A 13,963-nucleotide genomic window follows, 5' to 3' on the forward strand; every position below is an offset into this window, starting at 1 on the left:
TTAAGACCCCGGTTGAAATTTTTTCCTGTTTATTTCTGGTCCTGTCCAATCCATTTTTATACCTGCCGGTTTCTTGATATTATGTTTTCCCGCTTTAAGCGAAACAACCGCATAATTAGAATATTCTGTCCCGTTATTGTCGCCAAAGTAAAGCGTCTCACCATCTACTTGCATTGAAGTATTCTCACCTCGCTGAATGTAGAAAATGTAAAAACCATCTTCTTTAACCTCAACATTACCTTTGGCTTTAGCCGGCAAATCCTCAAGATACATAGACACCGTTTCTGTTGAATTCACTCTGTGGTTTGTATGAATATTTGCTTCAAGCTCTGTTCTAATTCCTTTATCGCCACAATAGCTCATCCATTCATAAAGCTTTTGCTTAAGCTCTTTTATAAGACCATCATATTGTGGATCACCAGCAAGATTTTGTTGATTAAATGGATCTTTCTCGTCATTGTACAATTCTACACCGGGGCGATGCTCATATTTTTTGGCAAGAGCCGAAATCTCTGGGTCGCTACTGTTTTTCCACTCTTTGTAATAGTTATCACGCATCACAGTGGTATTTTGAAAACTAGCATCTGGAGTGAGATTTAAGATCAATCTGTATTCACCGTTTGCAACAGATCGTATAGGATAATAATCTGCACCACTGAAAATGGTTCTCGTGGTTTGAAGCGAATATGTATAATCTTTATGCTCCTTTTTACCATCCAGTAAAACAGACATTAAAGAAGTACCGTCAAGATTTTTCACTGGTTTTCCGCCAGCTGCATCGATTATTGTAGGCACGATGTCGCTATATTCAACAAGCGCATCGCTTTCAGTGCCGGGTTTTATTTTTCCTGGCCAGTTCACGATAAGTCCAGAACCTACACCGGCGTTATAAAGTGTCCATTTTGCAAAAGGCATGCTGCTTCCTTGCTCTGTGGCAAACATGACGATGGTATTTTCATCAAAACCATGTTTTTTAAGCAATGCAAGTGTTTGTTTGATCTGGCCATCTAGATAATTGATCTCTGCCAGATAGTTTACAAATTGCTCTCTTGTTTTTGGCGTATCAGCCAGGTAAGGATGCAAAGTAACTTTGTCTTTATCCCATTGACTTGGGTCACCTTCCGTCCATGGGGAATGTGGTGATTTAAAGTTTACAAATAAGGCAAAATTGTCGTCCTTGCTTTCAACATCTCCTAAAAATGAGTCTATTTTGTCTAGCTCTGGGTCTGTGGTAGAATGATCGTCACCATCTATGTATTCAAATGGAAAAACCTCTTTAGTTTGTATATGTCTTTTCCCCGAAAGGGCAACTCTATACCCTAGTGGTTTAAGATAGTGCACCACAGATTTTGTGCCTTCTTTTGCGTAAGTGTGGTTAGGATATGCGCCGGTTCTTACAGGATACATCCCGGTTAAAAGATTGTGGCGCGTAGGTGAACACATGGGCGCCGCTTGGTAGCACTTATTAAATTTCATTCCGCTTGCGGCAAGACTATCTATAGTAGGTGTTTTTGAGTCTACGCTGCCAAAACAACCTACATCCCAACGGGTAAGATCATCTGCAAGAATGAAAATGATGTTGGGTTTTTCTTCTTTTGGCTCTAAGCCAGATAATTTACCAGAGGAAGTACACGTGAGTAAAACACCCAGCAACAGTATTTTAAAAAATGATTTTTGACTTATCATGCTTTACCCTTTTTTATTGTTTTTGTCTCTCATGATCTGCTGTATCTTATCCCACGGCTCTACTTGCTTGTCTTTTGCCCAAGCTTCCCACATGGCGATCATTTCTTCTGTTTTTTCTGGCTGTGTTGTAGAAAGGTCATTCTCCTCGCTGCGGTCTTTATCTATATCATAAAGCTCCCATTTGCTTTTTTCTTTTCCCTTCCACTCCATCACAAGTTTGTAGTTACCTAGACGAACGGCTTTGTTACCTTCATGCTCCCAGAAAATAGGTTTAGTATGCACTTCTTGGTTAGAGCCTTCCATAAGTGGTAGAAGACTCTCGCCTTCCATCGGCGGGATCGCATTGCCATTAAAATTCTCTGGATACTGCGCACCAGATACATCTGCAAATGTTGCCATGATATCTGGTAAGAAACCATAACTTCTAATGGTTCCTCCTTTAATATCATCTTTGATCTGAGCCGGCCAGTGAACGATAAGCGGAGTCGCAATACCGCCTTCATGCAGCCAGTGTTTATATTTTCTAAAAGGTGTATTTGAGGCATTTGCCCACGCCTGACCGTAGCTTAAGAAATAGCCTTCTTCAGTTTCTAGTTGATCTTTAGGACCGCCTCCCAGCATACCACCTTCGGCGCAAGCCCCATTATCATCTAAGAAAACAAGCAATGTATTTTCTAACAATCCCTTTGCCTCTAGATGATCTACTAGCTTACCGATGTTTTGGTCCATGCGGTCTATCTGCGCTGAGTAGATCGCTCTACGCAAAGTCATTTCTTGTTGTTTCTCTGCACTAAGACTTTCCCATTCTTTAGAGTCCTGATCAGATAAAACAGTTTCTTCATTAATGATGCCCATTTGCATCATGCGCTTGTAGCGCTCTTCTCTTATAGATTGCCAGCCCTCGTCATAGCGATCTCTGTATTTATCAATATCCTCTTTGGGCGCTTGTAATGGCCAGTGAGGCGCGGTATACGCTAGGTATAAAAAGAAAGGTTTTTCTTCTTGCTGTTGAGAATCGTCAATAAATTTTATCGCATTATCTGTAAATGCATCTGTGATGTAGTAATCTTTCTCGTTGATCTCAACCTGCTCATTATCTACTGTGATCCCACGTAGGCCTTCTGGCTTAAAGTAATTTGCCGCGCCAGCGAGAATTCCATAAAAATGATCAAAACCTCTTTGCAACGGCCACTGCTCTTGCTTATCCATCCCAAGATGCCATTTACCTGCCATGTATGTGCTGTAGCCATCTTCTTTAAGAAGCTCTGCGATCGTTACATTGTTTCTGTTAAGCACACCGCGATAAGATGGTAAACCCATATCGTGATTATCAGAAGCAGGTGGATTTGTCATGTGACCGATGCCCGTTTGATGAGGATAAAGTCCCGTCATTAGCGATGCTCTGGTAGGGCAACATCTAGCCGTGTTATAAAACTGTGTGAACTTAAGTCCGTTTTCTGCGAGCTTATCAAGATTAGGCGTGTTTACCTCACCGCCATACGCACCAATATCAGAATATCCCATGTCATCAGACATGATAAGTATGATATTTGGTTTTTTAGCTGAGGCTACTTCTGCCGCTTTTGTACCATCTTCTTTAGAAGATTTACACCCAGAAAACGATATCGCCATTGCCATAAATGAACTCGCAACGATCCTGCTTTTAAAAATCATATCAGGTTTTATTTTTTTGCCTTACGGCGAAATTTATAAATCTATTTTTTGAGCTTGTGTAAAAACCAACTCTTGATTTCCTCTTGTTTTGATGCCGACACGGGCATACACAAATTTTTGTGCAACATCTGAAACATCCATATCTATTGATAGACGCTGGTCAAGATCAGGAATATTTGCAGGAAGCAACTTAACATTCTTGAGGTTAAATAGATTATCAACTAAAGCCGTTCTGCCTATAAAAAAGGACACAAACTCTATCTCTCTACCTTCTACTACTTGATCAACATCAAAAGAGGCCGTAAGTGCCTCGCCATTTAATTGATAATCTTCCTGACTAGGCCAGAAAAATGGTTCTACAGGAATATCAAGCACTTTTGACCCCTTTAGCTCAAAGGCTAAAGTGTCTGCGATATTTTCCCAAGGACCATTACCTGCAACAAGGGCTAATTTATAGTCTCCATCAAATAATGTAGCTCTAAAAGTCCCGTCCTGTTTAACTGAAACTGTAATAGGGGTAAACTTTTGCCAGCCATCTTCATACAAACGTATTACGTCTAAATCGCTCTTAACCCCTACTAATTGATCATTAAAAACAAAACGGCCCTCAATTACTGACTCTGGTTCTTCGTAATTATCGAACTCACATGAGGCCATAAGTAACCCACAGGTAAGAGATAATATGATATATTTTAATTTATTCATTTTTATAAATTTTACTGATAAGGATTAGGAACTAGAGTTGGGTTTGCATCTATAGCATTCTGAGGAATCTTAGCATAATAGTTTCCTAATCTAAAATACATTGCAGCCTTAAATCGCGTAGCTTTTCTTTTTATAAATACATATTTACCATCTTTTTCTGGATCTTCTGAGTTTACCACTCTATAAGGCCAAAGTGCGCGTAAATATGCTATTTCAGAATTAGAATCTCCATCCCACAGAATATGTGCTAACCTCCATCTTTTAAGATCCCACCAGCGGTGATCTTCAAAGGCTAGTTCATTTCTTCTTTCTTCAACTATCTTATCAAAACTTAGAGATGCGAGACTATTTTCTGGAAAACCAGCACGCTCTCTTAAAGTGTTAATATAGTTTAAGGCTACACCTTCGTTATCCAATTCAAAGGCAGCTTCTGCAGCATTAAGGTAAATTTCACCTAGTCTAAACCTTACCCACCATACATCGCTGCCATCACCTTGATTTCCTGATCCTACACGAGTATCTAAATGTTTACGAACGTAAAATCCTGTATTTGTATTAAAGCCTGTGCTGGGCAATGGTCCATCAAAACCTATCATAAGTTTGCCATCTGTGTAAGTGTCACCCAGATTATTACTATTTACAATTGTATAAGAACTTCCATTCCAGACAAGAACACCAGCTTGCACACTTACTTCTTGCCCTCTAAAAGAAGCTCCAGGATAAATTACTGATCCACCTAAACGACCATCTTTTCCATCAAAAATATCCTCTACATTATCGTAATAGATGTAATCATCATCAGTATCTGTTCTGGTTTTTAAAATACCCTCTCTGCCGTCTAGATAATCATAACTTTCAACAAGGGATAGAGCAGGTGCTGTTTGGGAAGAATTATCTGGCGCTTCTCTTATAGACCTAGGAATATTATAATAAGTAAATTTATGTGTCTTACCATCTTGACTATAATCATATGCCCAGATAACTTCAGGACTATCCTTATTCACTAAAGCTTCGTAGAAATTTTCTTCTCTATTGGGATTATTGTCATACAAACTATAAGGTCCATTATTCAAAATTTCTTGAGACGCATCTAAGGATTTTTGATAATACTCATCTGCTCTACTTGCTGGTACACCCACTTCTCCTCCCGGGGTTTCAATAGGCGTATCCATTAAGTTATTATACTTAGCTATTGATCCTGCATAAAGCATCGCTCTTGACTTTAATGCTAGAGCAATCCATCTATTGGCTCGAGTTTTACTGCTGCTATCTTGTGGTAAATCATCAAGTATATCATCTAATTCTGACGCAACAAAATCATAAATCTCCGCTTCTGTACTTCTAGGAATTTGTAGATCGCTAATATCAGTAGATGCATCATAACTAAAACTCTCTGTTATAAGAGGCACACCACCCATACTTCTTACCTCTAGGAAATATATATATGCTCTTAAAAAGCGACCTTCAGCTAAAAATCTACTCTTATTTTCCTCACTTAATTGATCGGTAATTTGAACATTTTCAATAAAAATATTCAAATCTCTTATAAGCGGATAAACCCAAAGTTGTCTAAAGTTGTAAGCATACTGCTGACGATTATTCACATTATTATCATTATTAATGTGCGCAGACCACATAGAGTTATCAGAATCGTTAATCTCCACTCTTGTCCCATCATCAAAACCCGAGAAATGTTGCATTCTACCATATAGATTTGCAAGAAATGATTTTATTAGATCTGGATTACTCCAAACCTGATCATCTACAAGAATATCGTTAGGCTCTCTGTCTAAATAATCCTCGCAGCTACTGAAACTTATCAGCAAAACGAGAATGTATATTATTTTTTTCATATGTATATTTTTTAAAGGTGACATGGTCATCTTTTCTTAAAAAGTTAGATTAAAACCAACGTTTACAACTCGTACAGGAGGGTAGTTGTGTCCTGAATTATTTTCAATTTCAGGATCCATACCAGTATCCTTTATATTATCAATTGAGAATAAATTAAATCCATTGATATATAATCTCATTTGCTGAATATTCAACAATGACAATACGCTCTCTGGTAAGTTATAGCCTAGTTGAACATTTCTCAATCTTAAATAAGTAACATTTAAATACCAGAAGTCAGAGCCCATGTCAATGTATTCACGATTAGACCTTCTAAGCGCAGGATATTCTCCCGGTACCCAAGGACTATTAACATCAAAAATATCCTCATGATGCCAACGATTGTTGAGAAGATAATCTGGAGAGTTTTGATTATTAAGCAATGCCTGTTTAGATACGTCACCACGTCCTCTACTTTGCATTGTTCCTCCAGCAAGTGTGAAGTTTAAGTCAAACCCTTTGTATTTTAAACCACCTGTTAAACCATACATTAAATAAGGTTGCTGTCCATCTCCATAACCATTAGGACGGTCATCCATACCGTTAATTATTCCATCACCATTTGCATCTTCATAAATAAAGTCTCCGGGTAAGATGGTGGTGTTGTTTTTACCATCCATATCCACAGGGTGATTGGCTATTTCTTCTTCTGTTTGAAAACGACCTATAACATGTTTTCCCCAATTAACAGCTGCCCATCTTCCTTCTTGAGAGTTTCTATAATAATCCCAAGAGTTTCCAAATAAGGGATTATACGAATACAAGTTTTTTCTTCTAGCTAGCGTAGCGTTTGCCCCTATATTAAAACTAAAATCCCCCCAGTTTTTCTTATACCGTATAGCAGCTTCAAGACCTATATTCGCATCTGCTCCTAGATTTTCTGGTGGTAGATCAATATTTATTTCTGTAGGAAGAATCACATCATTTCTATAACCAGGTAAACCTGTACGACGTCTGTAAAAACCTTCAAAAGAACCGCTCAACTTATTTTGAAATAAAGAAAAATCAACACCTACGTTAGTAATTTGTGAGTGAATCCACGAAAGTGTAGTAATAGGTAATCCTCGCGGCACTAAACCAGTAATTAGATCACCATCTAAAACTGCGCTGCCAGACCCATAATCATATCCTGGAAGGTAAGCAAATGGACCAATGCCCACATTATCATCTCCCATCTCACCGTAAGAAGCCCTAAGCTTAAGATCACTTATAAAATCTACATTTTGTAAGAAAGCTTCTTCAGATAATCTCCACCCTAAAGACACAGAAGGAAAGAAACCCCAACGATTACCAGGAGCAAACTTCCATGCGGCATCATAACGTCCCGAAAATTCAAGTATATATTTGTCTTTGTAGTCATAATTTGCTCTAAAGAATACACCAGTCCTAGCCTGTTCATCTTTAGAATTATTTACATCTTGCACCTCAGCTACGTCCCTTATAAGCTCAATTTCATTAGTTGCTGGTATCGATCTTACAAAGAAATTTTTCGTTTCTATTTCTTCTGCTTCAAATCCTGCAACACCTGCTACATGATGATCTCCAAATTTTCGATCATAATTTAGCATTGCTCTTACAGTATTTTTCTGCAAATGTTGATTAGTCTTTGATCTATATCTGTTATTTCTACCTCCTGTTATGTTGTAAGTGTCTGTTTCCCTGTCATAGGTATATGTATCATAACTTTTTTCAAAGACATCAAACAAGATATTATTATAGAAATAGGCGTACACCGCTTTTGCCGTAAGTCCTTTTACAGGTATATCATACTCTAGATCAAAATTTGTTTGTATTGTTCTCTTTGTCTCAAGTGCATCTCCGGCTATCGCAAACATGGCGTTATTAGTAGGTAAAGAACTTGTAGTATTTAGATATTCAGGATTATTATTCGCATAAGGAGTTTCCGTAGGTCTGTTTTTTGTAACACTACGTAAGGCCTGTAAATAATCATCAGCTCCTGGAACTCCTGGACTAAGGTTTTTTTCAATCTTTCCATTAATACGTATACCTGCAGTAAAACGCTTACTGACATCTGCAGTGATATTAGATTGAACGTTTGTCCTATTAAAATCATATCCATCAAAAACAGCTTTCTGACTTATATTACTTCCAGAAAAATAATATCTAATACGTTCTGACCCTCCAGTAACGCTTCCTTGAATATATTTTTGCGGAACATTTTTCTGGATGTATGAAGCCCAGTTAAATCCTTGATATCCTGGCTCTATACCGGCTCTCCATTTTGCGATCTCTTCTGGAGTATAGTTAGACTGACCAGTTTCAATTATATCGGCTTCCGCCAAAGCTCTAATGTAATCTGCCGCACTTGCAGGATCATAAAACCTAGTCAGCGTTTGCCATCCATAATAACTGTTTATTTTAATAGTACTCTTCTGATTATATTTTCCTGATTTGGTTGTAACCAAAACCACACCATTAGAAGCTCGCACACCATAAATAGAAGCTGCTGCATCCTTAAGAACACTAACGCTCTCAATATCTCCAGGGTTCAAATTGTTATATTGATCCTCACCCTGCGGAACACCATCAATAACATAAAGAGGCGTGCCAAAATTCCTGATCTGAAAATTTGTTGTATTTCCAGGACGGCCATCTGTTTGACGTGCAGAAATACCAGAAATTTGACCCACAAGTGCTTCTGAAACATTGGCAACCGGAGTTCTAGAAATATCATCTGCTTCAACTTGAGAAACTGAACCGGTAACGGTTGATCTTTTTTGTTGACCATAACCCACCACGATAACTTCATCTAATGCCTGATCTTCACTTTCTAGGGTTATGTCTATACTAGACTCTGTCCCTACCGAAATTTCTCTTGTTTTGAATCCAACGTAACTAAACACTAACACTGGATCCTCTGTTTCGAAATCGATTTCGTAAATACCATCAAAATCGGTTTGTGTACCATTAGATGTTCCTTTTTCTAGAATATTAACTCCTGGCAGCGGCATACCATCTGGAGATTTTACCACTCCAGTTACAGTATTTTCTTGAGCAAAGGAGCAAAAGGAAATCAATAGCATAGCCATCACAAATAAGAAGTGTGGTGGCTTAAGAATATGACTTTTGTCCATAAATTATTTTTAAACTATTGGTTGAACTACTTTTAGAAAGTAGGTTGCCATATGGCGAATGTTAAAAGTTTACCAAAGCTAGCAGAGTGATCAAATCAATACTATCAATATTGTATTGATAGTTGTAAATATTGTAGATGTTTGCTTTTTAACATCTCTAGAGATAAAGACCTATTCTTTGCTGGCACTAACTACTGAAGCTGCTCCCAATAAAAAAGACCACCTCAACAAAGGCGGTCTTTGATCAAAAACTAATTTGACACAAACTACAGATTTTTACTTCCAGATACTTTTTAACTGATAGATCTCAAGATTTAAAAGTTGAGCCGCAGCATCACTTGAGATAGATACTTTATTATTTTCTAGATCCACTGTTGTGCTCACCGGCATATAGAAAATTCCGTTTTTTGAGAAAATCTCGAGACCTGTTCTATCTAAATAGATGGATAACTTCAAAATTTTATCACTGCTTACAAGCGAGGCTTTTCTATCGGCTACTTGCAGGGTTGAATTCTTAGCATCATACTGGATATTTACTCCTTTAATTTCAAAAGAAATATTTTCAGCGTTTTGTAGATCGATCTCTGTTTGTATCTCAACAGGTCCGCTCTTTTTCAAAGTGACTTCCGTAAGATCGTTTCCTAAAAGAAGATTCTTTTGCGTGTAAGCCTTACTTCGCAACTCTTTAAATTCTTCGACTGGTTTTCGCGAAAGCCTTATCCCTTCTGGAGTTTGAAGTAATCGCAAGTTCATCGGGATGCTCATGCTCTGGTTAAAGTTGTTGCCGGGCGCAGTATTTGTTTTGGTCCTGAACCAACCTATTTCTATTTTTCTTCCTTGCGGATCGTTTGTAAATGTCTGCGCTGCATAATAATCATTGGTTTGCACGCTTTTCAATCGGGATTCTTCAGGTTTGAAGGTTTCTCCGTCAAAAGTTCCTATCGCATACTCACCATTTGCAGCATTGAGCACCCATTTTTTCTCACCATTTTTTCCTTCAACAGGCAGTTCATAAAAATCAGGACATTCAAACATATATCTATCATCGCCTATTCCACCTTCAAGAACGCTGGTAAGTTGCCAATCTTTAAGGTTTTTTGACGAGAAAAAGTGAATGGTATTAAGTCGGTTTTCTTTTTCTACCCAAAGTACCATAATCCACTTTTTTTGTGGTTCGTACCAAATGATCTTTGGGTCGCGGTTACCGTCTGTGATCTTTTCTACCGCAGGATGATCCATGTGGGTAAAATTCCTGCCATCTGTGCTGTAAGCAATTCCTTGAATCCATGCATCGCTTGAGGTAAATGACACCACCATGGGCGGATTCTCTTTTGTCCCAAAACCGCTGGTATTGTTTTTATCAACCACGCCGCTACCGCTATAAACCGGACCATATTTATCAGGATAAAGCGCTTCTCCCACTTCTTCCCAATGCACCAAATCTTTGCTCACCGCGTGTCCCCAATGCATATTTCCCCATTCGCTGCCATAAGGATTGTGCTGAAAAAACAAATGATACTCACCACCATAATACACCATACCATTGGGATCATTGTTCCAGCCACGCTTAGGCGAAAAGTGTATTTGCCCGCGATTGCTCTCCTTATAAACCTTGTCTTTATCCAACTCTTTGTTGCTCTGTTTTATCAAACCAAACGCTTTTGCATCTACCGCAAGACCGTCAACCGAAAGCTCAAGTGTTTTTCCTTCCCACGCACTTATATCGAGATATGCATACCAATCAGGATTTTCTTCAGCTAGCTCAATATCGATCCAGCGTACTTTTTCACCGTTTATAAAAACATCTAGCCTTTTGCGCTCCACGCCATTTTTCACTGGGAGTAAAAGCCATTTTTTCTCGGCTTTGATTGTCTTATTTTGGCTTAAAGCCAAAACAGGAAAATTATCATCTAAACTTGAGAACGTGACTGCTTGTGTAGAGATCGTGATAAACAGCAGCGCACACAAAGAAGTGATCTTATGCTTAAGATTCATAATGGTTGTAAGTCTTGGTTAGTAGTTGACCTGTTCTCAAACGATTGAGAAAGCAATGATCATTTAAAGACCTACAATGTAGGCAAATAAGCTAAGTAAATGGTTTTACTTTGTAAAAGATTAAATAATATAACTTCTCCTATATCTTAAACAGCTTGTCATCTTGTGATAACATTAAAATAATGTAGTCACTAAAGTCTAATTCGTTTGGCAGTTTATCTTTTAAAATTGGGGCAATATATTGACAATTAATATCGCCTATAACCTCATTTATCAAGTTTAAGATTTGATTACCATGAACAGTTTCAATCTGATCGTGTAAAATAAAATGCAGACATTCTATTCCCTCAGAATCTGCGAATTGGATATATGCTAAATCAAAAGCAGCGATCTGACCTTTCTTTTTGCCTGTTCCAAGATTTCCGCTTATTGAAGAAATATTAAGCTCGTAAGCTCTCTCCGTTTTATCAGTGCTTAATATAAAAAGCTCACCATACAATTTATTCGAAATATCGGAAAAATACTGGTTGAATTCAGCAACTCTTTGTTCTATTAATTCTTCTTTGCTTGAAATTCCTTGATTAATTAATTCTAGTTCTGAATCAAGCGAGTCTATTTTTTTTATTGAATTCTCCCATAAAGATTGCTTTTCATCCAAAGAGCCTTTTCTTTCATAAGCAATATTCAATTCACCAATAATCTTTTCTAAATCCTCTAATGCTCCTGCCTTTCTTAATTGACTAGAAAGACTTTTTTCTTTTTTTATCAAAGAACTTAGTCTTTTTTCTAAAACTTCAATTTCTTGATTGATCTGAGGTAACTCTTCTGTAATATACTTTACTTTCTCTTCAACCATTTTATTATGAAAGCTCAGGGTTTGCTCAAAAGTCTTTTGAAGATTTGGAATTAATACTTTAGCATGACTATATAAATTCTTGATTCGCTCTGTGTCTATATCAGATTTGTTCTTTTCGAGATCATTCTTACTTTCTATTATTAATTCTCTCCTTAAATTCAATCTGTTAAGATTACCACTGACATTATTAATTCTAGATTTTATTTCATCAAGTCTGCTTAAATCTTCTCGATAATTTTCGTTCAAATTAAAAGAATTCTTCTTTTCTTCTAATTCTAGGATATTTCTCTGCAAAACAATTTGAGATTGTTGAATTTGAGACAAATTAAAATCTCTCCTCAATCTTCTTTGTAAATTTTCCTCAATCTTTTTCTGAGCTAAAATTTTCTGTTTTCTATCAGCATCATCAAGGTTAATTCCAAGCCAAAATAAATAAAGTGCTTCATATTGTTCTTTCGTTACACTATTGTGTAATACCTTAACTGTATTTGTAAGTTTATTTTTCTCATCTCGAATATTCTTTGAAATTATTTGACGAAATGATGGCTTTTTCTGAGACGAATTAAAAATTAACTCTTTAAGACGATGCTGAAATTTTTTATTATCTGTTATAGGCTCATCATCTATCTCTTGAATTTTAGATGAATACTTTAGGAAATTACGCCTTATTTTAATCTCTTCAGAAGATTCCAATTCTAAATCTTCCTTGAGGATTAAAGTAATTACAATTTCATTCTGAGTAAGAAAAGATTCAATTTCGGTATTACTTTTATTACCAAACTCTGGATCTTTATAAATATTTTTTCCCTCTCCGCCTAAACAAAAATCTATAAGTCTTAAAACCGTAGTCTTACCTACATTATTACCTGACTCCTTATGATTTTCCGAATCTGTTTCGTCTACAATAAGATTAAGTCCCAAATGGAATTTAATGGATCGGATTAATCCATCTCCGTTATGTATATCTAATTGTTTTAAAAACATTTTACGATCCTGTTGCTTTCAATTTTAATTAAATCCAATAAAAACAGCCAATCAAGCGTCATACTAAATAGGTTCACTGTGATTTCATTGTTAGAATTAAATTCAGAGTAAATATCAAAAAAATCTACTTCTGAGTCCTTCGGATACCTTCCTAGTATCTCAATTAATATCCCCCCTAAATAGTAAATTTTCTTTTCTGGACGAGTATCTTTACTAACTATCATAATCCGGTTGTTCTAAGATTTTACATCGAATAAAAGAATCAACTATTAATATATTAAGGTAATAATCAATGTCTTCAGAATCTAAGCTTAGATCCGAATTAAGACTACTATCGTAATTCTCCCATAAAATGGTTTTTACTCTGTCAATAATTGCATCGGAATTTTCTCTTAAATTCTTTAAGCTGTCATCCTCTCCTAAAACTTCACCTTTAGACTGAAAATAAACCATCTGAATATTTCGAAGAATTTTTTCCTTTTTAAATGACCCTTCATCTTCAAAGACAGAATATATTTTATCTAAATTGGTTGAATAAATTCTAAATTCTTTGAAAATGGATTTATATCGTTTTACGCTATTATAAGAAATTTTATCATCAGGGTTGAATGTAACTAAAGATTCATTTTCATCATTAAAATCCTCAAAATTAATTACAGCTAATTTATTTACAAGCTTTGCGAGACTAGAATTATATTTTTTTGATAATTCATTACGATCAATTCGTGAATTCATATCCAATTCATGACTCGACTTCATAGTTTTTAATGCCTCAACCGTATAGACTTCAATATCGTTTGTTTTTTTATGGTGTTCCGGACATAATAGAATCAGGTTATCATAGTCGGCTCTTTCCTTATCTGTCATAACAGGGTTGTATCTTTCTCCTTCGGGCATTGCAGCCTCTATGTGACAAATATTTGATGACAAGGCATCTGCTTGAGTAACTAGTTTTTTCTCACAACCAGGAAAAGAACAATATCCTGAGGACAGAGAAAATAAACGTTTTATGGTTAATTGGGAATAATTTCGAGCCTGTGAACCCATAGAAAATATTTAATCAAATATATAAATT

At 36.5% G+C, this 13,963-nt stretch carries 9 protein-coding genes; all 9 read right to left on the reverse strand.

Features of this window, described 5'->3' with window-relative positions; all coding sequences use genetic code 11:
- Nucleotides 1-1,686 (reverse strand): sulfatase family protein, encoded by a 1,686-nt coding sequence (locus tag ACZ5L8_RS13375; RefSeq protein ID WP_464438194.1) that lies wholly within the window; start codon nucleotides 1,684-1,686, stop codon nucleotides 1-3.
- 3 nt (nucleotides 1,687-1,689) lie between these two features.
- Complete coding sequence (locus ACZ5L8_RS13380) at nucleotides 1,690-3,360, reverse strand: arylsulfatase (RefSeq protein ID WP_464438195.1); 1,671 nt, start codon at nucleotides 3,358-3,360, stop codon at nucleotides 1,690-1,692.
- A 33-nt stretch (nucleotides 3,361-3,393) separates the two neighbouring features.
- Nucleotides 3,394-4,065 carry a DUF3823 domain-containing protein gene (locus ACZ5L8_RS13385; RefSeq protein ID WP_464438196.1) on the reverse strand — a complete coding sequence of 224 codons (672 nt, stop codon included), beginning with the start codon at nucleotides 4,063-4,065 and terminating at the stop codon, nucleotides 3,394-3,396.
- 11 nt (nucleotides 4,066-4,076) lie between these two features.
- The gene (locus ACZ5L8_RS13390) at nucleotides 4,077-5,918 is read right to left on the reverse strand and encodes a RagB/SusD family nutrient uptake outer membrane protein (protein WP_464438197.1); all 1,842 of its coding nucleotides are present in this window, start codon (nucleotides 5,916-5,918) and stop codon (nucleotides 4,077-4,079) included.
- A gap of 36 nt (nucleotides 5,919-5,954) precedes the next feature.
- Nucleotides 5,955-9,053, reverse strand: coding sequence for a SusC/RagA family TonB-linked outer membrane protein (locus ACZ5L8_RS13395; RefSeq protein ID WP_464438198.1), 3,099 nt, complete (start codon nucleotides 9,051-9,053; stop codon nucleotides 5,955-5,957).
- A gap of 276 nt (nucleotides 9,054-9,329) precedes the next feature.
- Complete coding sequence (locus tag ACZ5L8_RS13400) at nucleotides 9,330-11,048, reverse strand: glycoside hydrolase family 32 protein (RefSeq protein WP_464438199.1); 1,719 nt, start codon at nucleotides 11,046-11,048, stop codon at nucleotides 9,330-9,332.
- Between the two features lie 139 nt (nucleotides 11,049-11,187).
- Nucleotides 11,188-12,888, reverse strand: a complete 1,701-nt coding sequence (locus ACZ5L8_RS13405; protein WP_464438200.1) for a DUF2326 domain-containing protein — start codon at nucleotides 12,886-12,888, stop codon at nucleotides 11,188-11,190.
- On the reverse strand, nucleotides 12,879-13,112 hold the full coding sequence (locus tag ACZ5L8_RS13410; protein ID WP_464438201.1) for an ABC-three component system middle component 6: 234 nt from the start codon (nucleotides 13,110-13,112) through the stop codon (nucleotides 12,879-12,881). The genes ACZ5L8_RS13405 and ACZ5L8_RS13410 overlap by 10 nt, the downstream gene beginning before the upstream one ends.
- On the reverse strand, nucleotides 13,102-13,935 hold the full coding sequence (locus tag ACZ5L8_RS13415) for an ABC-three component system protein (protein WP_464438202.1): 834 nt from the start codon (nucleotides 13,933-13,935) through the stop codon (nucleotides 13,102-13,104). Before ACZ5L8_RS13415 ends, ACZ5L8_RS13410 begins: the two co-directional genes overlap by 11 nt.
- Nucleotides 13,936-13,963: the final 28 nt, after the last annotated feature.

It is taken from the genome of Leeuwenhoekiella obamensis, from assembly GCF_055391795.1.